Annotated in this window: 16 protein-coding genes; 5 read left to right on the top strand and 11 right to left on the bottom strand. The window is 65.2% G+C overall.

Going from position 1 to position 20,184, the window contains the following annotated elements; all coding sequences use genetic code 11:
• Nucleotides 1–120: 120 nt before the first annotated feature.
• From QJT82_RS01610 to QJT82_RS01600, 3 genes are all read left to right on the top strand, one after another.
• Nucleotides 121–1,383, top strand: coding sequence for a Tm-1-like ATP-binding domain-containing protein (locus tag QJT82_RS01610; RefSeq protein WP_028345109.1), 1,263 nt, complete (start codon nt 121–123; stop codon nt 1,381–1,383).
• Nucleotides 1,380–2,045 (top strand): HAD-IA family hydrolase, encoded by a 666-nt coding sequence (locus QJT82_RS01605; protein ID WP_028345110.1) that lies wholly within the window; start codon nt 1,380–1,382, stop codon nt 2,043–2,045. Before QJT82_RS01610 ends, QJT82_RS01605 begins: the two co-directional genes overlap by 4 nt.
• Nucleotides 2,046–2,164: 119 nt before the next feature.
• The gene (locus QJT82_RS01600; RefSeq protein ID WP_028345111.1) at nt 2,165–3,517 is read left to right on the top strand and encodes an aminotransferase class III-fold pyridoxal phosphate-dependent enzyme; all 1,353 of its coding nucleotides are present in this window, start codon (nt 2,165–2,167) and stop codon (nt 3,515–3,517) included.
• On the opposite strand, the gene QJT82_RS01595 is transcribed toward QJT82_RS01600, so the two are convergent.
• From QJT82_RS01595 to QJT82_RS01550, 10 genes are all read right to left on the bottom strand, one after another.
• Complete coding sequence (locus tag QJT82_RS01595) at nt 3,503–3,820, bottom strand: hypothetical protein (RefSeq protein WP_028345112.1); 318 nt, start codon at nt 3,818–3,820, stop codon at nt 3,503–3,505. The two genes, QJT82_RS01600 and QJT82_RS01595, sit on opposite strands and share 15 nt — an antisense overlap.
• Nucleotides 3,817–5,829: a hypothetical protein gene (locus QJT82_RS01590; RefSeq protein ID WP_080687047.1), complete on the bottom strand. Its 2,013-nt coding sequence runs from the start codon at nt 5,827–5,829 to the stop codon at nt 3,817–3,819. The genes QJT82_RS01595 and QJT82_RS01590 overlap by 4 nt, the downstream gene beginning before the upstream one ends.
• Nucleotides 5,830–5,894: 65 nt before the next feature.
• A complete protein-coding gene (locus QJT82_RS01585) occupies nt 5,895–6,920 on the bottom strand; it encodes a branched-chain amino acid ABC transporter permease (protein WP_035634269.1) in 1,026 nt (341 codons plus the stop codon).
• On the bottom strand, nt 6,920–7,786 hold the full coding sequence (locus QJT82_RS01580; RefSeq protein WP_028345114.1) for a branched-chain amino acid ABC transporter permease: 867 nt from the start codon (nt 7,784–7,786) through the stop codon (nt 6,920–6,922). The genes QJT82_RS01585 and QJT82_RS01580 overlap by 1 nt, the downstream gene beginning before the upstream one ends.
• Before the next feature lie 16 nt (nt 7,787–7,802).
• Nucleotides 7,803–8,501 (bottom strand): ABC transporter ATP-binding protein, encoded by a 699-nt coding sequence (locus tag QJT82_RS01575; RefSeq protein ID WP_028331396.1) that lies wholly within the window; start codon nt 8,499–8,501, stop codon nt 7,803–7,805.
• Nucleotides 8,488–9,219, bottom strand: coding sequence for an ABC transporter ATP-binding protein (locus QJT82_RS01570; RefSeq protein ID WP_028345115.1), 732 nt, complete (start codon nt 9,217–9,219; stop codon nt 8,488–8,490). Before QJT82_RS01570 ends, QJT82_RS01575 begins: the two co-directional genes overlap by 14 nt.
• 1 nt (nt 9,220) lies before the next feature.
• On the bottom strand, nt 9,221–10,534 hold the full coding sequence (locus QJT82_RS01565) for an ABC transporter substrate-binding protein (RefSeq protein ID WP_028345116.1): 1,314 nt from the start codon (nt 10,532–10,534) through the stop codon (nt 9,221–9,223).
• A 45-nt stretch (nt 10,535–10,579) separates the two neighbouring features.
• Nucleotides 10,580–11,668 (bottom strand): GTP-binding protein, encoded by a 1,089-nt coding sequence (locus QJT82_RS01560; protein WP_028345117.1) that lies wholly within the window; start codon nt 11,666–11,668, stop codon nt 10,580–10,582.
• On the bottom strand, nt 11,668–13,335 hold the full coding sequence (locus QJT82_RS01555; protein ID WP_028345118.1) for an amidohydrolase: 1,668 nt from the start codon (nt 13,333–13,335) through the stop codon (nt 11,668–11,670). Before QJT82_RS01555 ends, QJT82_RS01560 begins: the two co-directional genes overlap by 1 nt.
• 389 nt (nt 13,336–13,724) lie before the next feature.
• Entirely contained in the window at nt 13,725–15,302 is a 1,578-nt protein-coding gene (locus QJT82_RS01550) for a gamma-glutamyltransferase family protein (RefSeq protein WP_028345119.1), read from the bottom strand.
• Nucleotides 15,303–15,801: 499 nt separating this feature from the next.
• On the opposite strand from QJT82_RS01550, the gene QJT82_RS01545 reads away from it, so the two are divergent.
• A complete protein-coding gene (locus tag QJT82_RS01545) occupies nt 15,802–16,728 on the top strand; it encodes a D-alanyl-D-alanine carboxypeptidase family protein (RefSeq protein WP_245288959.1) in 927 nt (308 codons plus the stop codon).
• 1,329 nt (nt 16,729–18,057) lie between these two features.
• Here the strand turns inward: QJT82_RS01545 and QJT82_RS01540 are convergent.
• A complete protein-coding gene (locus tag QJT82_RS01540) occupies nt 18,058–18,732 on the bottom strand; it encodes a LuxR C-terminal-related transcriptional regulator (RefSeq protein ID WP_028345120.1) in 675 nt (224 codons plus the stop codon).
• Between the two features lie 234 nt (nt 18,733–18,966).
• Here QJT82_RS01540 and QJT82_RS01535 point away from each other — a divergent pair, with 234 nt between their 5' ends.
• Nucleotides 18,967–20,169, top strand: coding sequence for a serine hydrolase (locus QJT82_RS01535; RefSeq protein WP_028345121.1), 1,203 nt, complete (start codon nt 18,967–18,969; stop codon nt 20,167–20,169).
• The last annotated feature ends 15 nt before the right edge of the window (nt 20,170–20,184 follow it).

The following is a 20,184-nucleotide window of genomic DNA, read 5'->3' as shown; positions in this document are numbered from 1 at the left end:
TAGGTGGATGTCACGGCAAGGCCCGTCCCCATAGCGTGATTGCACGATGGCCGAGCGCTCCGCCTGCGTTATGCAAACCGGTTGTCACCATCCCTTACGCCTGCCGGCGAGCCGAAGGTCATGCCTGAGATGACGCAGCCCCGCATTCTCCTGATCGGAACGGGAGACACCAAGGCCGACGAACTGCTGTTCATGAGCGAGTGCATCGCGCGCGCCGGTGGCCGAACCATCATGATGGACATCAGCGTGCTCGGCGATCCGCCGTACCAGGTGGCGCATGACAAGCACGCGGTGGCGGCCGCCGCACAGACCACGATCGAGGCTGTCGCATCGAGCGGCGACGAGAATTCCGCGATGTCGCTGATGGCGGTCGGCGCCGCCAATCTGGCGCGCGCGCTCGCGGAGCGCGATGCCATCGATGGCGTGATCGCGATCGGCGGCACGATGGGCACCGACCTTGCGCTCGACGTCGCGCAGGCGCTGCCGCTCGGCCTGCCGAAGCTGATCGTCTCGACCGTCGCCTTCTCGCATCTGATCCCGCCCGAGCGCGTCGCCGCCGACCTGATGATGATCCTGTGGGCCGGCGGCCTCTACGGCCTCAACGGCACCTGCACCGCCGTGCTGTCGCAAGCCTGCGGCGCGATCGTCGGCGCCGCCAGAAGCGCAATCAGGCCGCGCAAGGACCGGCCGGTCGTTGCGATCACCTCGCTCGGCAAGAGTTGCCTGCGCTACATGGTCGAGCTCAAGCCGCAGCTCGAACGGCGCGGCTACGAGGTGGTCGTCTTCCACACCACCGGCATGGGCGGCCGCGCGATGGAATCGATCGCCGCGCAAGGTGGCTTTGCCGCGGTGCTGGACCTCAGCCTGCAGGAGGTCGCCAACCAGCTCACCGGCTCGGTGGTCAATTCCGGCGCTGACAGGCTGGAGAATGCGGGCAGAGCCGGCATTCCACAGATCGTCGCGCCCGGGGCGATCGATATGGTCGACTTCCCGGCATGGCTTGGGGTTCCGAACGAGCTGTCGGATCGTCCATTCCACGCGCACAACCGGCTGCTTGCGTCGGCAACGTCGGGATCCACTGATCGCCAACGGATCGCCCGCGCGATTGCCGGGAAACTGTCCCAGGCCAACGCTCCCGTTGCCTTCGTGCTGCCCGCCGGCGGCATCCAGCAATGGGATCGCGAAGGCGAAGCCTTGCACGATCCCGACGCCCTCGCCGCCTTCGTCGACGCCATGCGATCGGCGATCGAGGCGCCGGTCGAGCTGCACGAGATCAAGGATCACATCAACAGCGCCGCATTCAACGAAACGGTGCTCGGCATCTTCGACCGATGGGTCGCTGCCGGCATTGTCCCTCGCGGCCGCACCACGGCTGCCGCATGAGGAGGCCGCTTGCCCGGGCGCTGGTGCTCGACTTCGGCGGGGTGATCTCGAAGACATTGTTCGAGACCCACGACCTGACCGAGCGCACGCTCGGGCTCGCGCCGTGCACCCTGAAATGGCTCGGACCGTTCGCGCCCGACAGCGATCCGCTCTGGACTTCCATGCAGCGTGGCGAGATCTCTGAGCGCGACTACTGGCTGACCCGCAGCCGCGAGGTCGGGCGCCTGGTCAGCGAGGACTGGCGCGACATGGAGACCTTCGTGAAACGCGCGCGCGGCGCCGATCCCGACACCGTGATCCGCCCCGAGGCAGAGCGCGCGATCACCCTCGCCGCCAATGCCGGGTTCCGGCTCGCCATTCTCTCGAACGAGCTCGACCTGTTCTACGGTGCCGATTTCCGCAGCCGACTTTCTATCCTCAAGCGCTTCGACACCATCGTCGATGCCACGCATACCGGGATCCTGAAACCCGACCCTCGCGCCTATCAAAGCGTGCTGGACGAACTGGCGCTGGAGGCAGACAATTGCGTCTTCGTTGACGACCAGCGCCGCAACATCGCAGGCGCCGCCGCATGCAACATGCGCACGGTGCTGTTCGATGTGCGCAATCCTGCCGCGTCCTACAGCGAGGCGCTGCGGCATTTCGGGCTGCAATTCGACTAAGGCGCTTTCGAGCGAAGTGGGTACCGGTTCGCGTGAAGAAAGCGCATCAAAACCAGAATCTGGAGCCCCGTCCCGATTCCATCGGAACGGAAAAGGCTCCAGCCGGACAGGGAACGATCATGCGCGACAGAAACTTCCTGGTTGAGAACAACGCCAAGCCGATCTGGCACCCGATGGCCCATCCCGCCGAGATGCGGGCGCAGCCGCCGCGGATCGTGATGAAGGGTGAAGGCGTTGAAGTCACCGATATCGACGGCAAGAGTGTGATCGATGCGGTCGGCGGATTGTGGAATGTCAATCTCGGCTACAGCTGCGATCCGATCAAACAGGCGATCGCGGACCAGCTCAGCGCGCTGCCGTATTATTCGGGCTTCCGTGGCACCTCATCCGGTCCCTCGATCGAGCTCGCCTACGAGCTCACCGAATGGTTCAAGCCGGAAGGCATGGTGCGCGCCTTCTTCACCTCGGGCGGATCGGACTCGGTCGAGACCGCGCTGCGGCTCGCGCGGCAATACTGGAAGATCAAGGGCCAGGCTGACCGCACCAAGTTCCTGGCGCTGAAGAAGGGCTACCATGGCACCCATTTCGGCGGCGCTTCCGTCAACGGCAACGCCAATTTCCGCCGCAACTATGAGCCGATGCTACCCGGCGTGTTCCATATCCCCGCGCCGTCGACCTACCGCAATCCCTTCAATGAGACCGATCCAGCAAAACTCGCGCAGCTGTGCGCGGCGGCGATGGAGGAGGAGATCGCGTTCCAGGGCGCCGACACCATCGCCGCCTTCATCATGGAGCCGGTGCTGGGGGCCGGCGGCGTGATCGTGCCGCCGGACAGCTTCATGAAGCTGGCGCGTCAGATCTGCGACCGTCACGGCATCCTGATGATCGCGGACGAGGTCGTCACCGGTTTCGGACGCACCGGCGCGTGGTCGGGTTCGCGGCTCTGGGGCGTGAAGCCCGACATGATGACGATAGCCAAGGCGATCACGTCAGGCTATTTCCCGCTTGGCGCGACGCTGATCGGCGAGCAGGTTGCGGAGGCCTTCGAGGCCGACACGACCACGTTCGGCTCGATCGGCCACGGCTACACCTATTCCGGCCATCCGGTCGGCTGCGCCGCGGGCCTCGCGGCGCTCGCCGAGACCCGCCGCCTCAAGCTTGACGAAAATGCCGCCGCGCGCGGCGAGGACCTTGCGCGCGCGCTAGCCGCGCTCAAGGCGAGGCATGCGCTGGTCGGCGACGTCAGGGGCAAGGGTTTGATGGCCGCGCTCGAACTGGTCGCCGATCGCGACAGCAAGAAGCCCGCCGACAAGAAGACGATGGCGAAGGTTGCCGACGCCGCCTACGACGCCGGCGTGATGCTGCGCGTCTCCGGCAACAACCTGATCCTGTCGCCGCCCCTGATCCTCACGTCGGCCGACGTGAGGCGGATCGCCGAAGGAATCGACGCCGGGCTGTCAGCGGCTACCTGACAGCGCACTCACACAAGCCATGGCGCGCTCGAACAGCGCGCCGTCCGCCTTGTCGCGGTCGAGGCACTCGGCCAGCGATATGGCCGACATCGTCTGATCGGTGCAGAAGATGCGCATGAAGTCGGCCGCGAGCGCGACCTTGCGCGGCGCCGGTTGCCTCTCCCAGTCGCTGGTGCTCAGATAGAGCAAGGACGCATCGTCGGCGATGCTCTCGGCCGCCGCGCCACGCGCGGCTGGGCCGGTCGCCAACAGCGCCAGCAGCACGCCGGCCGCCGCTCCGATGCGATGCGCGCGGCCGCTCATTTCGTCTCCCTGGCATTCACCATCGGCGGCACGTCGAGCGCGGGATTGCGATCGAAGAAGTTGAAAGGACGCAGCCGGAAGCCATGCCACAGGCCCGGCATGACCGGCCAATCCTCTGCGCGCGGCACGTGGCGGAAGCCGACCGTGTACCACAGCACGAGGTCGCGGTCCTCGATCGGCCGCTGCGCCGCCGTCCATTTCGGCAGGCCGTCGACCTCAGGGTTTCCGTTCGGATACATGCCCGCAGCGTAGCGCTCGTCCTTGGCGTAGGCCGAGGTCCACAGCGTGTAGGCGCTGAAACCTGCGCGCAGCTGGATCGGATCGTCCTTGGCGAGCAGCGAGACGTCGGAGTGGCCAGGCATCAGCTGATAGCTCGTGCGATAGCCGCGGCTGTTGGTCTTGCCCGTGCTCTCGATCCTGAACTGCGCCGCGTTCAACGGCATGGTGATCGGCCCTTCGGTCGCAACCGGCCTGGTGTCGACCTGCCAGAGGCTCTTGCGCTGGCCCTGCTCCAGCCGGCGGACATTGAAGCGATCCTCGACCAGCCGGTTCGCGGTGCCGTCGACGTCCATGTCGATCCGGAACGTCATGTAGTGATCGTGATTGACCGCGAGCAGCCGTTCCTCGACCAGCGTCCCAAAGGCGGTATCCTGCGCGGCCGTCGGGTCGCTCAGTGTCTTGCTCGCGACGCCCTTGGTGGCATCGATGCCGTAGGCGCCGAGCCGCACATCGATATTGCCGGCACGGTCGAACACGTAGTCCACCAGATAGTCGTAATTGCCGACCACCGGCGCCATCCGCACCACTAGCTCGTTGTTCGGCCGCACCTCGGCGGTGTTGTTGATCAGCTCGCTGTGGCGCCAGATCGGATCGCCTGTCGGGCGCTCGAAGATGCAGACCGCGCCCTTGGACACGACCGGCGCACCCTTGGTATCCGAGATCGTCAGGTCGAGATAATGCGCGCCTTCGGGACAATCCACGCCGCGCTGCAATTCGCTGGAGAGCACGCCAAAGCCGTACTCGCCGATGTCCATATAGGCACGAAACGACCAGGTCGGCGCCGGATCCATATAGGGCACGAACATCTCGCTTGCCGAGATCTGGTAGGCGATGTCGCGGAGCGTGCCGTGGTCATCGTAGCGGATCAGCGACAGCACGGCGCCGACGCGCGGCTCGAGACGGACATGGAACGACCAGTTGTCCCAGCGGACCTGGCCGCCCTCCACCTTCACATTGCTGCCTTCGGGCGCGCTGATCTCGATCGGCTTCGGTGCCTTGCGATATGTTCCGGAGTCGGCATAGGCGTGCGACGGCGTCTGCGGAGGTGGCGGCACCACGCCGAGATCGGTCACCGACAGCACCGTCTTACTCTTGAGATCGACCTGGGCGAACAGGTTCTCGATCGGCTTGCCCCAGAGATTGTTGGCGGCGCCCGTGGTGTCGACGCAGGGAACGTTGAGCAGGCGGCGACCCTTCAGGGCCGGGTCGCTCACCGGTCCGACCGTCAGCGGCAGACACATGACGTTGCGGAAGTCGGTGATGCCGCGCTTGGCCATCGCGGCGATCCAGCGCGGGTCCTGCTTCGGCAGGTCGCCAGCAGAGATCAGCTCGTCGATGGTCAGCGCAGCCTCATGGTCCCTGACTTCCTGCCAGCCGAGCAGGCTCCGCGCGGCGAGATCGATATGCGCCTCGTAGAGATGCCCGCCGCTCAGCAACGTGGCGCTGGCCCGACGCGTGAAGGGCTGTCCGGGCTTCCACGCCCGCACCTCGTCCTTGGGATCCTCCTCGACCGACATCGAGACGACCCGCGCCGAATCGTCAAGCTTGCCGGCGCCGCGAAGGATATCGGAGACCGAGCGGATTTCGTCGGTGGTGAGCCCGTCCATCGGGTGCGTTGCGGTCACCTGCGGCCACATCCGTCGCTCGGCCTGCGCCGGCAGCGGCGCCGCCAATGTTGCGACCATCAGACCGGCCACTGCCCATACGCCATGCCGGGATATCAGAGCCATTCCGCCCTCCACTCAAAGCCAGAACTGTCAGAATACAAGCAACGGTGGCGACGTGAAGGCCCGCTTCATCCGGTAACCTGTTCCGACGCAGTCGGCAGGATCGCGGCCGCGGCCGGGCGTGGCGCGGCGCGGTGGACATCGAGCAGCCGCACGCCGATGCGATCGCGCAAGGCCGGCCAGATGCCGCGCGGCGCCACAATCATCACCACGACGGCAATGATGCCGAGCCCGACCAGATACCAGCCGCCGGACAGCCCGAGCGGTCCGGTCATCAATTCGCGCAGGCCGAAGAAGATGATGACGCCGAGGATCGGGCCTTCCAGGGTTCCGATACCGCCGATGATCACGATGAACATCATGTAGACGGACCAGTTGACGTCGAAGGCCGCCAGCGGCGCGATGAACAGATTGCCCATGAAGCTGAGCGCGCCGGCGAGCCCGCATCCCGCCGCCGAGAGCACGAAGGCGACGAAACGATTGTGCCGGACGTCGACGCCGACACTCATCGCGGCAAGATCGTTGTCGCGCACGCTCATCAGGCCGAGCCCGAAGCTCGACGTCATCATCCTGTACAGCGCCGCAATGGTGACGAGCGTCAGGCCGCCGGCGAGCCAGAACATCGTCGGCTCGAACCAGTCGAAATCGATCAGCTTGCTGGTCGCGAGCGGCACGCCCGACGTGCCGCCGACGGCCTGCGACTTCATCGTGAACGCACCGATGATCTCGGCGAACACCCACATCGCGATCGAGAAATAGGCGTCGCGCAAACGAAACAGCGGAAAGGCGATGATCGCCGCAACCGCGCCCGCCACCAACGGCGCGACCGGCAGCACCCAGATCGGCGTGACCTCGAGCCAGCCCGAGGTCAGGAACAGCGCATAGGCGCCGAACGCGATGAAGACCTGGTGGCCGAGCGAGACCAGCCCGGCATAGCCCGCCAGCAGGTTCCACATCTGCGCCATCGTCAGCAAGAGCAGGCATTCGGTCGCGAGCCGCAGAAAACCCTCGTTCAGCACGAAGGGCGCGCCGGCGATCACCGCGACGAGCACGATGGCAGAGGCCGCAAGAATGGTCCGTGTCGGCATCGGCATCACACCCTGCTCGACACGAGACCCGACGGCCGGATCAGCAGCATGATGAAGAACAGGAGGTGCGCATAGAGCAGCCCGGCATTCGGATCGATCTTCAGCCCGATCAATTGCGCCATGCCGAGCGCGATGCCGCCGAGCAGTGCACCCCAGAACGAGCCGAGCCCGCCGAGCACCACGACCTCGAACGCGATCAGCAGCCGTTCGGCGCCCGAGAACGGCGTGAAGCTCGAGCGCACCGCAAGCAGCACGCCGCCGATCGCGCCGAGCGCGAGCGACAGGCCCATGACGTAGTTATAAACCCGGTCGGGCTTGACCCCGGACAGCCGGACGATATCGCGCCGGTCGGCGGTGGCGCGCACGATCCGGCCGAACTCGGTATGGCGCAGCACGAGTTGCAGCGCCATGAACAGCAATGCGGCGAGCACCAGCGTCAGCAGCGGCATGATGCCGATGTTGAGACCAGCAATCTCGAGGCTGGCGCGCGACAGCTCGCCGACCTGGAGGCTGCGCACGTCGGCGCCGAATATCTCGACCATCACGTTGCGCAGAATGACTGAAACGCCGAACGTCAGCAGCAGCGGCGAGAGCGGATCGGGCGACGTCACGACGCGATTGACGATGGCGGCCTGATAAAGCCATCCAACCGCAAAGGACAGCGCGATCACCGGGATCAGCATTAACAGCGGCGACGCCTGCGGAAACAGATTGGCGAGCAGCACGGCGCAGAACGCGCTCAGCACCATGAACTCGCCATGGGCGATGTTGACGACGCGCATCACACCGAACACCAGCGCGAGCCCGATGCCGAGCAGCCCATAGAGCCCGCCGAGCAGCGCCCCGTTGATCAATGTCTCAACCCAGATCATGTCGTGCCAATCCTGGCTAGTTACCGAAATAAGCGTGCGTCAGCTGCTCCGGCTGCAAGCCTTGCGCCGGGCCGGTCAGCGACACCCGCCCCTTCAACAGGCAATAGATCCGCTCCGAGGTCGCGAGCGCGCGCTTGACGTCCTGCTCGACCAGCACGACGGCGGTGCCCTCGCGGCGGATGTCGGCAAAGGAGCGGTAGATCTGCTCGACCACGACCGGCGCGAGCCCGAGCGAGATCTCGTCGCACAGCAGGAGCCGCGGGTTCGACATCAGCGCGCGGCCGATCGCCGCCATCTGCTGCTGGCCGCCGGAGAGCTGGCCGGGAAACATCCGCCGCCGCTCCTCGAGGATCGGGAACAGGTCGAACACTCGCCGCAAGGTCCAGCTCCCTTTGCGCCGGTTGACGCTGCCCATCAGCAGGTTCTCCTCGATCGTCAGCGAGTCGAACAGCAGGCGGCCCTCGGGCACCATGATGAGGCCGAGCCGCGACACCTCTTCGGCCGGCATCTGCGAGATATCGATGCCGTCGAACTGCACCGCCCCTCGCCGCTCCTCGTTCAGACCGACCAGCGCCTTCAGGAAGGTGGACTTGCCGGCACCGTTGGCGCCGACCAGCGCCACCGCCTCGCCGTCCGCGACGGTGAAGTTCATGTCGAACACGGCTTGCAGATCGCCGTAGAAGATCTGCAGGCCATTCACATCAAGCAACGCCATCGGCCTTCAATCCCATGTAGATCTCGCGGACCACGGCGCTGTCCATGACCTCGGCCGGCGGTCCCTCCAGCACCTTGCGGCCGAAATCGAGCACCAGGATGCGGTCCGACACCGCGCGCAGCGCGTGCGGAATGTGCTCGATCCAGATCATGGCGTGATCGGCCTTCACCGACTGGATGACGGCAACAAGGCGCTCGACCTCCGGCTCGGTCAGCCCGGCGGCGATCTCGTCGAGCAGGATCAGCTTCGGCTTCGAGGCCAGCGCCTTGGCGAATTCCAGCCGCTTTCGGTCGATCAGCGGCAAGGCGCCGGCGAGCTTGTCGGCCTTGGCGTCGAGCCCGGTGCGCTGCAACACCTCCATGGTCCAGCTCGATGCCGCCTCGCCGGTGAGGCCCGCGCCATAGGATGCCGCGACCAGCGCGTTCTCATAGACCGACAGATGCGGGAACGGCTGCGGAATCTGGAACGCCCGCCCGAGCCCCATCCGCGCCCGGCGGTGCGGCGGCAGGCCTGATATCTCCCTGTCGTCGAGCATGATCGAGCCGCCGTCGGCCGTGAGCAGGCCGACGATCAGGTTGAGCAACGAGCTCTTGCCGGCGCCGTTCGGGCCGATCACGCCGAGGCACTCGCCGCGCGCCAGCGCGAAGCTGACATTGTCGGCGACCACGATCTCGCCAAAGCGCTTGGCCAGCCCGCTGACGCGCAGAAGCGGTGCCATCTCAGGCCAGCTTGGAGAGCAGCTGGAGATCGGCCTGCTTCGGGATGAACGGCGCCGTTCCGTTGTGCACGATCAGGAGCTCGTATTTCGACTTGCCGCCCTTGGCCTTGCGCCATTGCCCGCCCGACAGCGAGGTCACCGCGACGTTCTTGATCGGGCTGTCCTTGAACTTGACCCGGCCGACCACGGTCTCCATGTCGAGGCCGGCGATCGCATCGCGCAATGAGTTCTTGTCCTTGGGATCGCTGTTCTGCAACGCCGCGAGCCCGACCTCCCACAGCGCATGGGCGTAGCCGATCGGCTGGGTCCACTGCTTGCCTGTCGTCTTCTCCCATTCCGCGGCGAGCTCGCCAGCGTTCTGCCCGGTCAGCGAGGACTTGAACGGATAGGCCGGCGTCCACCACACCTCGGTCGACATGCCGTCGCCGCGATCGCCGAGCGCATTAACTGCAGCCGGGAACAGGAAGGCCGCCGCCACCGTGCAGATCTGCGGCTTGAAACCGGCCTGGGCGGCCTGGTTCCACAGCGTCACCCAGTGATTGCTGAATGTGAAGCCGGAGACGATGTCGACGCCGTTGTTCTTGAACAGCGCGATCTGGTTGGTGAAGTCGTCGGTCGCGATCTGGAATTTGCCGGCCGAGAATTCCTGATAGCTGGCCGCCGAGATGCCCGCCGGCAGGCCGAGCTTCGGATCGGAGAACGCCTGGCCCGGCGGGTTGTCGATGTAGAGCGTGCCGACCTTCTTGTTGGTCTCGACCGACTGCCACATGCCCAAGAAGTTCTTCGCAACGTCGTCGGCGCCCCAGAAAAAGTGGTAGCTGTAGGGAAAACCCTTGTCCGGCGTCGACTTGCGCGGGAACATCCAGCCCTGCCACGGCACCATGGTCGAGATGGTGGGAATGCCGCGCGCGTCGGCGAGCTCCTGCACCGGCGGCTGGGCGTCGCCATCCTCGATCAGGATCAGGTCGCACTTTTCACGCAGCACCAGCTCGCTCGCGATCACCGACGAGCGGTTCGGATCGGATTGATTGTCCTTGAACACCAGCTCGACCTGATAGGTCTTGCCCCCGATCTTCAGGCCGTCCTTCAGCCGCGCCTTGATGCGCTCATGGATCCACGGATCGGGCTCGGCGAACTGCGCCCGGACGCCGGAGAGGCAGCCGACCCAGCCGATCTTGATGGTGTTGCCGGCGGCCCCCGCGACATTGACCAGCGGCACGTTCATCGCCGATGCGAGACCGGTGGCACCGGCCACTTTCAAGAGCGTGCGCCGGTCGAGCCGGCCGGACGCGGTATTGTTCTTTGTCTCAGTCATGTCCCTCTCCCTCCACAACCAATGATGAAAATGCCTGACTGCGGCTCACGCAGCCGATCGCTGGATCGCCGCACGGCTCACCGCGGCGAATTTGCACAAGGTGTTTTCGATGATCCGGCGCGGGATGCCGCGCACGATGAAGACGAGCCGCGAGCGCCGGTCCGCCGACGGCCAGCCGGCAAGCGTGATCGGCGGATGGAACACGTGCTGCACGCCGTGCACCACCATGGGCGCGTCGGGCTGCTCGGCGACGTGCACGATCGCCTTGAAGCGCAGCAGGTCCTCGCCTTTGAGCGCCGCGACATAGTCGAGCCAGCGCGCAAACGCCTCGCGCTGGATCGGCTCGTCGATGATCAGGCTGTAGGACGACACGCCGGCATCGTGCGCGTGATGGCTGTGGTGGCCGCACGCCTCGCCCGCGCAGTGATGATCCCCGTGATGGTGCGGCGCGTTGGCCGCCTGCGACGCCAGATCGAACCAGCGCACGACATCGGCGGAGCGCGCCGCCGGATCGAACAGGCCGGCATCGAGGACATTCGCCGGATCGACGACCCCGTTTCGCACCTTCGTGCGCGTCGCGACCGGATTGATCGCCGCAAGCTGGGCGTCAAGCCGCGCCAGTGCATCACCGGCGGCAAGGTCGGTCTTGGTGACCAGCAGCCGGTCGGCGACCGCGATCTGCCTGACGGCCTCGCCATGCGCCGCAAGGGTGTGCACACCATTAACAGCATCGACGGTCGCGACCACGCCGTCGATCCGGTAGCGACTGAGGACATCGGGCGCCGTCATCAGCGTGTGCAGCACGGGCACGGGATCGGCGAGCCCGGTGGTCTCGACCAGCACCCGGTGGAACGGCGGGATCGTGCCGTCAGCGCGGCGCGACGCAAGGTCGGCCAGCGTCTCGATCAGATCCTCGCGCACCGAGCAGCAGATGCAGCCATTGTCGAGCAGCGCCAAGCGGTCCTCGCTGCTCTCGACCAGCAGATGATCCAGCGCCACCTCGCCGAACTCGTTGATGATGGCGACGACGCCATTGAGTTCGGGCTGGTGCAGCAAATGGTTCAGCACCGTGGTCTTGCCGCTGCCGAGGAAGCCGGTCAGCACCGTCACCGGGATCTGATTCACCGTGCCCATCACGCGCCCCGCTCGTGAACCTTGCGGCCCTCGAAGAAGGTCATCTCGACCCGTGTATCGGCCAATTGATCCGGCGGGATGTCGAAGATCATCTGGTCGAGCACGATCAAATCGGCGGACTTTCCCACCTCGATCGAGCCGATCGACTGGCCGAGCCCGGCCGCGCGTGCGGCATCGATGGTGTAGATGTCGATCACAGTCTTGAGGTCGAGCGCCTGCTCTGCCCACAGCGACTTGCCGGGAAAATCGCCGGTCGGATTTTGCCGCGTCACCATGCCCTCGATGCCCTGCCAGGGATCGGGGATCGGGATCACCGGCCAGTCCGAGCCGCCGGCCATCAGCGCGCCTGCCTCTTTCAGATCGCGGTTCGGCCAGAAGCGCTGCGCCCGCTCCTCGCCCATCGCGGCCTTGTGCGCCTCGAGGAAGATGGTCGGATACCAGATGATCGGTGACAGATCGGCCGCGACCCCGAGCTCGGCGAAGCGCTTGATATCGTCGGGCGCGATATAGCTCGCATGCGCGATCTGATGGATCAGATGGGTCGGGCCGTTGAAGCTGCGCACGACATCGATGGCGTCGAGCGCCTGGGTCACCGCGGCATCGCCCGCGCAATGGATCTTCGCGGCAAGGCCGAGCTTTTCGCAGCGCCCGAGCCAGCGGATCAGGTCCGGCACGGTCAGCATGGTGGCGCCGCGGAAGCAGCAGCCGCGCACGGGATCGGCCACATACGGCTCGTGGAAGGCCGCGGTCTTGGCGCCCGGTACGCCGTCGAGGAACACCTTCACATAGTCGGGTTTCACGTGCGCGCCGCGGTAATCCTCGCGCAGCGCGAACAGCTCCTCGCCGGCCTTGCCGAACATGAAACCCGGCTCGACCACCGGCATCGCACAGACCGCCCAGGCCGTGAGCTCGCCGCGGTCGTCGAGGCCCTTCAGCGCCGCCATGATCGGCTGCATGCTGGCAGCGTCGATGAAGGCGGTGACGCCATAGGCATTCAGCACCGAGATCGAACGCGCCACCGCCGCGCGGTCCATCTCGGCCGTGTAGTGACCGGAAGCCGCGAGCGCCCGCTCGACCAGGCCCGAGGCGGCCTCGATCATGATCCCGGTCAGCGTGCCGGTCTTGAGGTCGCGGCCGATCTCGCCGTCGGTCGGGTCAGCCGTATCGGCCGCAACGCCGGCCAGCCGCAGCGCCGCAGAGCTCGCCCAGCGATTATGATAGGTGTCGTCGCGCAGCACGACGGGATGCCCGAGGCAGGCCGCGTCCAGCAGCGCACAGGACTCCGCGGTGTTCATCTCGTTCAGGAGATTGTTGCCGAACTGCCCGCCGACGATCCAGGCGCCCGGCGCAGCAGCCGACGCGGCCTTGTGCAAGGTCTCGGCGATCCTTGGAATGCTGTCGGCGTTGGAGAAGCGCAGCTCGTAGAGATCGGCCTGCCCGCCCATCATGATGTGATTGTGGATGTCGACGATCCCCGGCATCGCCATGCGTCCGCCGAGATCGACGGTCGCCGTCCCCTCGCCGATCAGCGCCGCGACGTCGCGCTCCTCGCCCACCGCGATGAACCGGCCGGTCTTGACGGCCGCGCATGTCGCCCAGGGTTGCCCGCGGTTCGACGTGTAGATCCGGCCGTTGCGGAAGACCGTGTCGGCGAATGTCCTGTTCATACGGATCAAACTTCTCGATTGGGAAAGCCTGGAGCGATCAGCCTCTCACCGTGCGGTGCACAGGGCTGAACCGCGCACGACGCCGGCATGATGGCCAAACGTTCGGCATGTCGGCATTTGGAACAATCCACCGTCCGGTGGATGCTCCGCCGCCTGCCGCGATACAGGCGGCTCGGCGCAGAACGACATCACTTTTTTCGAATTAGCAGCAGGCTCTGCTTCACCTCTCCCGCTTGCGGGGGAGGTCGGCGCGCGCAGCGCGACGGGTGGGGGCTCTCTCCGCAATGTGACTCGCGGAGAGAGCCCCCACCCCGGCCCTCCCCCGCAAGCGGGAGAGGGAGGGAGGGCACCGCCCTCGCGGTCGCTCTTCGACGCAATCCCATCGCCCTTCAGAAGCCCAGCGCGAGGCCGTCCTTGCGGTGGTCGGAGGCACCGAACAGCACGCCCCTCGCATGGTCGATGCGGATCGCCTGGCAGCCGCCGATCGGCTCCTCCGAGAACCGGGCATCGTGGCCGCGGGCGCGAAGATCGTCGCGTATCCCTGGAGAAATGGTCGTCTCCAGCGACAGCGCGCCGTCGAAGGCAAAGGAGCGCGGCGCCTCGGCCGCGGCCTGAATATCCATCTGCATGTCGAAGATGTTCGACAGCAGATTGGCATGGCCCGCGGCCTGGTAATGCCCGCCCATCACGCCGAACGACATCACGGTCTTGTCGTCCTTCCGCAGCAGGCCCGGGATGATGGTGTGCATCGGCCGCTTGCGCGGCCCGAGCGAATTCGGATGTCCGGGCCTGGCGCGAAAGCTCCAGCCGCGGTTATGCAACAGCACGCCCGATTTCGGCGCGTAGATGCCGCTGCCGAACGGATAGAACAGCGAGTTGATCAGCGACACGGCATTGAGGTCGCGGTCGACCACCGTGACATAGACGGTGTCGCGGTGCTCGATATCGTCCCAGGTCGCGGGCGCCGATGCACGGCGCATGTCGATCTTGCCACGAATCCTCCCGATATAGTCGTCGGCAAGGAAGGCGGCCGGATCGACCTTGCCGGTGGCGGGATCGCAGAAGAACGCATCGCGCGCCAAGTAGGCGGCCTTGGTGGCTTCGGCCAGCAAATGGATGCGATCGGCCTCTCCGAGCTTGCCGACATCGAAGCCTGCAAGCGTCCGCAGGATCATCAGTGCGGCCAGGCCCTGCCCGTTTGGCGGACATTCGACCACGTCGTGGTCGTGGTAGCGCGCCGAGATCGGGCGCACATAGTCGGAGGTCTGGGCAGCGAAATCGTCGGTGCTGTGAGCGCCGCCCAGGACGCGCAAGATGGCCACCATCTCGTCGGCAGCCTCGCCCGCGTAGAACGCGTCGCGCCCGTGCTGCGCGATCCGGCGAAGAGTGCGGCCGAGCGCGGGTTGCGTACGGATGTCGCCGGCCTCAGGCGCCTTGCCACCGGGCAGGAACTGCGCTGCCGCATTGCCGTCGATCTCGATCCGGGCCCGGAAGCGGCGCCAGTCCTCCGCGACGCGCGGCGTCACGCAAAAGCCCCGCTCGGCAGCCGAGATCGCCGGCCGGAAGATCTCCTCCAGCGACCTGCTGCCGTGATCGGCGACCAGCCTGCACCACGCATCGATCGCGCCGGGCACGGTCACCGCCTCGGGCGCGGTCGGCGGAATGTCGCGCGCGCCGCATGCGGCAAATTTCTCGGCATCGGTCGCGGCCGGCGTGCGGCCAGAGCCATTCAGCGCGATCGGCTCGCCGGCGTCAGGCGAATACAGCGCGAAGCAGTCGCCGCCGATCCCGGTCATCTGCGGCTCGACCACGCCCTGCACCGCGACCGCCGCCACCGCGGCATCGACGGCATTGCCGCCGGCCTTCAGCATCTCGACCGCGGCCAGCGTCGCCTGCGGGTGGGAGGTTGCGGCCATGCCACGCTCCGCAACCGCCACCGAGCGGCCGATGGCCATGAAATCGCGCATGTCGAATCCTCTGATGTTGCGAGCGGTAGCCGCTCGCCAACATTGTCGAATACGACACCGGTCCTTGGCGGACTCTCGGCTGGCCGCGCCGTGAGCGGCAATCCACCTAACGGTGGATCGGTGAATGGGACGATGGTTATCCCGCTAGACGCTTCTTGGACGCGGCGAATTGATCCGGCGGGCAACCGGGCAAAACCTGTCAAACCTGCGCGTGAGGAATTTTTTCGGCCTGTCTGAATAGTTGCGTGCTCGGCAGCGATTCGTAGTGGGTAACTGGTTGCCAAGCCCGGAGCGCGATGGCACGCTACCTGATCAATTTCGCTCATGTTGACTGCCAATGCCGATGTCATCTCTCAAAGGGCTTCATGGCGCCAGGCGAAGTCGGTTCGGTTGCGGGGCTGGTTGGTTACGCATTGCCTCGTCTCTGGTTTCACTGTCATGCTGCGCCGTTGTTCACGACGTGCGCGCAGCGTCGCCCAATGAGGAGTCGAGCCGACAGGTGACGGCATCCGAACCGTCGGCTCAATCCGATGCCAACGGGAGTGCATTGCCGGATGCGGACCGAGCGTCGCCCGAGGCTCTGCCGACGACACCAACCGAGAAGCAAACTGAGCAGGTATCCACGACCAACGTTGTCGACCCGCTCAAGGCCGCTCCGGACAATGTCGATACAGTCTTGGTCCTGGACGAATGCTTTGTTGCCGAGAGGTGCATCGACCGGTTCCTTGGCGCGCTTTACATGCGCGCGCCGAAGACCGACTGGATCGTCGTGTACGAAAAAAGGGACGTGATCATCAAACGGAAGCGCAAGCTGATCACCGTCACACGCAGCTTCCCGAAGCGGGTCGAAAATGACTTCGGATGGAAAGACCCCAAGGCGGCAGAAAGAGCCCGCATGCCTCTGATGGATTACGTGATCGGAGGGATGGATCGAGCCTTCAAGCTAAAGCTGTTCTATATGCTCCATGCAGCGGAACAGGCCAGACTGGCACCCGGGATCACAAGCGGATTCCGCGATGACTACCGCCAATCGATTGCAAACGGGCTGAAGGCCGCAAGTGACAAGTCTTATCACGGTGGCAGCTCGCGTGGAGGCTATGGTCACGGGCTCGCCGCAGACGTCGTCAGCATGAATGGCGGCAGCAAGGAGGAGCGTGCAATCGAGACCAAGAGATTGTGGAAATGGATCGACGAGCACGAAAAGCAGTTCGGAGTTGGACGTCCATATTTGAATGGAGACCCTGCGCATCTCGCACCGGTCGATGGTCGGGAGTATGCTGCTCATCGTACGGTATCAAGGCACACAAGACTGGCCGGCAAGCGACATACCCGAATTGCAGCATCTTCCAGACATGGCGTGACGACGCGCGCAAAGTCAAAGGCAGCGTCGAAGGGCGCGGCGACGAGAGTCAGCTCGCGCCTCTGATTGGCCTACCCTTCGTGCGCTCCGGCGCGCCCCAGCTCAGGGGGTGAGCTGGGGCTAACGGCGGCTTCGGAGGCTGTAGCGGCCAGCCTCCACCGATGACGTTACGCCTTTCTCCTGAATCTCATCCACCAGGAACCGCAATTGCTGCGCCGCGCTACCACTTTTGCGCCGCTGGATTCAGTAGCCACTAAATCTGTTACGCAGGGGCTAGCTCAGAATGGCAATTGCCGCGTGCATTCGTCGATTTACTATGTCCCTAGTCGTGCGGATTGGCCGACATTTACCCACACCCGACCATGCACCTCGCGCGATCAGGGATCGCCGCTTCGGGCCCACGAAGCGACGGTCCCGCCCAATTTCGGATGCGACAAATCAACCCGACGGGCAACACAGCAAAAACCTGTCAACCCTCACTCGCGAAAATATTTCGCTTTATCCGAAGTTCAACACAGTGCTATAGATCACCCGTCTCGCCCGATCGAGGGGCGCTTCGCGGTCGTCACGAACGTGGGTCGAGATGCGGTGGACGCCGATTGCGCAACTGACGAATGCGCGTGAAGCGGACGGCGAAATCGTGCAGGCCTGACGCCCTAGCGGCAGGTGTCTTTTCGCATTGCGCGATGCGCGTTGCGAAGACGGTGACAACAAAGCCCAGTCTCGCCGGGGAGAGCACGTATAAGCCGTAAGCCATCGCGCAGGGAAAGCCGGGTTGTTTCCGGTTACACCTGTGGTCCTACCCCTGTGCTTTCTACCTTTTGCACGGGGCCCATGGGTGCGATCGGCACCCGGCTTTCCCTGCGCCCTCTGAATTCAGAGCGGCGAAACGAGATACAAAACTCGGACAAAACATGTCGCGAGAATATGGATGTGTGACTCACAGACCGCGCCACACACTCAATGTCGTCCTGGCGAAAGCCAGGACCCATTACCCCAAATCTCAATTGTTGCCCGACGCTGTGGCCACGGCTTTCCTCACCAACCCAATCCTGTGGTTATGGGTCCCGGCCTTCGCCGGGACGACGCGTGGAAGGAGCGGTGTGCTGGCATGTTCTTCGGTGTCATCGCCCGGATCGCCGCCTCCGCTGAAGCTCTGGCGTGCCCAAGACCAAAAACCCCGTTGAAGCCTTGGCGTAGAACCATCCTCACCGTCGTCCCTGCCTAGTGCGCAATTGCGCACGGGAGCAGGGACCCATAACCACAGGCAGTCATTGTTGAGCGACGCCCGAACGACGAATCCCGTTCTCAACATCCGCCGCGGCGTATCGTTCCCTGCTTTCGCAGGGACGACGTGCTGAACGAGCCGCGGACTCGTAATCGACAGCCCGCGCCTCAATGCGGCCGCGACATCATCGCTACCACGGCGGAGCGGGTCTCGACGCCGAGCTTCTCGAAGATATGGATCAGATGCGTCTTCACCGTCGCGAGACCGATGTTCAGGCATTCGCCGATCTCGCGGTTGGTTCGGCCGCAGCACAAGAGCTCGACGACTTCCATCTCGCGCGAGGTCAGGCCAAAGCGCGCCGGCTCGTCGGCATTCGACGACAGGCGGCTGGTCAGGTTGAACTCGAGGTAGTCGTGGATCTTCTCCGCAATGTGCATGCTGCCATCCGGGATCGCGCAGCCCGGCGCCCACAGCACGCTCATTCCGGCGACGATGCGGTCGTTGCGGCGGAAGAAGAACTCGATCATGTCGGCGACGCCGCATTGACCGGCGAAGGCACGGTAGGTCGCCGCCTCCTGGGTCGCGCATTGGTCGAGCGCTGTGCTCAGCCGTGCAATCGGCCGGTTGCTTGCCGAGCGCGGATGCAACGGATCGAGCCGGTTCATGCCGGCAAGATACTGATCGTGGAAACTCGGCGGCACGTTGCTGCTGAGCACGAAGCGGTTGAGGGTCAAATTGCCGTCGACCTCGTAGAACGCGGTCGCCGACCCCTCGAGAATGCCGCGCGCGAACTGAATGGCCTGCGTGGTTGCCGGATCCGGTCGGCCCAGAAGCGCGATCATGACCTACCTCCCGATGTTTCCCGATGGCGAACGTCTGCGCGCCGCATGCCCGTCACGCTGGGGCAGCCGCGGGCCATAGTCAAGCAAATTGCGGGCCAAGCGCACGAAGCGCGCATCCGGGGAAACGGTTACGCCGAAGTAACCCAACGGCCCCCTCCACCATCCGGTTGATTGCGAGCGACGCGAGCCATGCGGAACTTTCGCACATCATCCGATGTCATTGCTGGATCAAGAATGAATTCGCGTCGCATCATGGCCGCCTTCCCATCGGCGGCCGACGAACAGGTCACGCTCGCCAACTGGCGTCAGCATCCCTTCAACGAGTGGGCATTCCGCAATGTCCGCGAACTGCTGCCCACCGCGAACATCGCGCGCACCGCAGCGCCGGCGCCGCTGTCGTTTGCGCCGCGCTATCTCGACGACGTCAGCTTCGCCAACCCGCGCGGCGAGACGGTCGGCGTCGGCGAGGCGCTGCGCGCCAGCCACACCGACGGCATCGTGGTATCGCATCGCGGACAGGTTGCGTTCGAATGGTATGCCCATGGCCTGACGCCCGATACCCCGCACCTGATCTTCTCCGTCAGCAAGTCGGTCGCCGGAACGCTCGGCGGCATCCTTGCCGATCACGGCAAGCTCGACCCCGACGCGCCGGTGACCCGCTACATCCCGGAGATGGAAGGCTCGGTCTATGGCAGCAGCTGCACGGTGCGGCATCTGCTCGACATGAGCGTCGGCATCCGCTTCGACGAGGATTACATGGCGCGCGACGGCGACGTCATGAACTACCGGCGCTCGACCGGTTGGGAGCTGCCGGATCCTGCAGTTCCGCCGAGCAATCTGCGCGACTATCTGCGCACGCTGCGGCCGAACGGCGCACCGCATGGAGAGACCTTCCACTACGTCTCGACCAACACCGATGTGCTCGGCTGGGTCTATGAGCGCGCCTGCGGCCTGTCCTACGCAAAGATCCTCTCGCACTATCTGTGGCAGCCGATGGGCGCCGAGCACGACGCCTACATCACCGTCGATTCACGCGGCGCAGGCCGCGTCGCCGGCGGCATCTGCGCGACACTGCGCGATCTCGCCCGCTTCGGCGAGATGATGCGCAATCACGGCATCAGCAACGGACGACAGGTCGTCCCCGGCTGGTGGATCGACGACATCAGGCACAACGGCAATGCCGAGGCCTGGTCGCGCGGCGACCTGACGAAGGTGTTTCCAAACGGCAATTACCGCAACAAGTGGTACACCCTCGATCGGCGCGAAACGCCGTTTGCCGCGGTCGGCATCCACGGCCAGTGGATCTACATCGATCCCACCAACGAGACCGTGATCGCGCGCGTCTCCTCGCAGCCGCTGCCGATGGATCTCGATCTCGATCACATGTGGATGCGCGGCTACCGCGCGATCGCGGCCAGGCTTGCCGGCAAGGCCTGACCGGTTGCGACAGGG

Origin of the sequence: Bradyrhizobium sp. Mp19 (assembly GCF_029952935.1) — a bacterium.
Lineage (GTDB): Bacteria > Pseudomonadota > Alphaproteobacteria > Rhizobiales > Xanthobacteraceae > Bradyrhizobium > Bradyrhizobium elkanii.
The sequence above is the reverse complement of the archived record's forward strand: the minus strand, read 5'-3'. Positions and strand labels throughout refer to the sequence as shown.

Bases quoted from the DNA above. Each gene is read 5' to 3' on its own strand.
- QJT82_RS01605 (WP_028345110.1), top strand. From the start codon at position 1,380: ATGAGGAGGCCGCTTGCCCGGGCGCTGGTGCTCGACTTCGGCGGGGTG.
- QJT82_RS01610 (WP_028345109.1), top strand. From the start codon at position 121: ATGCCTGAGATGACGCAGCCCCGCATTCTCCTGATCGGAACGGGAGAC.
- QJT82_RS01600 (WP_028345111.1), top strand. From the start codon at position 2,165: ATGCGCGACAGAAACTTCCTGGTTGAGAACAACGCCAAGCCGATCTGG.
- QJT82_RS01580 (WP_028345114.1), bottom strand. From the start codon at position 7,786: ATGATCTGGGTTGAGACATTGATCAACGGGGCGCTGCTCGGCGGGCTC.
- QJT82_RS01555 (WP_028345118.1), bottom strand. From the start codon at position 13,335: ATGAACAGGACATTCGCCGACACGGTCTTCCGCAACGGCCGGATCTAC.
- QJT82_RS01570 (WP_028345115.1), bottom strand. From the start codon at position 9,219: ATGGCACCGCTTCTGCGCGTCAGCGGGCTGGCCAAGCGCTTTGGCGAG.
- QJT82_RS01565 (WP_028345116.1), bottom strand. From the start codon at position 10,534: ATGACTGAGACAAAGAACAATACCGCGTCCGGCCGGCTCGACCGGCGC.
- QJT82_RS01585 (WP_035634269.1), bottom strand. From the start codon at position 6,920: ATGCCGATGCCGACACGGACCATTCTTGCGGCCTCTGCCATCGTGCTC.
- QJT82_RS01595 (WP_028345112.1), bottom strand. From the start codon at position 3,820: ATGAGCGGCCGCGCGCATCGCATCGGAGCGGCGGCCGGCGTGCTGCTG.
- QJT82_RS01560 (WP_028345117.1), bottom strand. From the start codon at position 11,668: ATGGGCACGGTGAATCAGATCCCGGTGACGGTGCTGACCGGCTTCCTC.
- QJT82_RS01575 (WP_028331396.1), bottom strand. From the start codon at position 8,501: ATGGCGTTGCTTGATGTGAATGGCCTGCAGATCTTCTACGGCGATCTG.
- QJT82_RS01540 (WP_028345120.1), bottom strand. From the start codon at position 18,732: ATGATCGCGCTTCTGGGCCGACCGGATCCGGCAACCACGCAGGCCATT.
- QJT82_RS01550 (WP_028345119.1), bottom strand. From the start codon at position 15,302: ATGCGCGATTTCATGGCCATCGGCCGCTCGGTGGCGGTTGCGGAGCGT.
- QJT82_RS01590 (WP_080687047.1), bottom strand. From the start codon at position 5,829: ATGGCTCTGATATCCCGGCATGGCGTATGGGCAGTGGCCGGTCTGATG.
- QJT82_RS01535 (WP_028345121.1), top strand. From the start codon at position 18,967: ATGAATTCGCGTCGCATCATGGCCGCCTTCCCATCGGCGGCCGACGAA.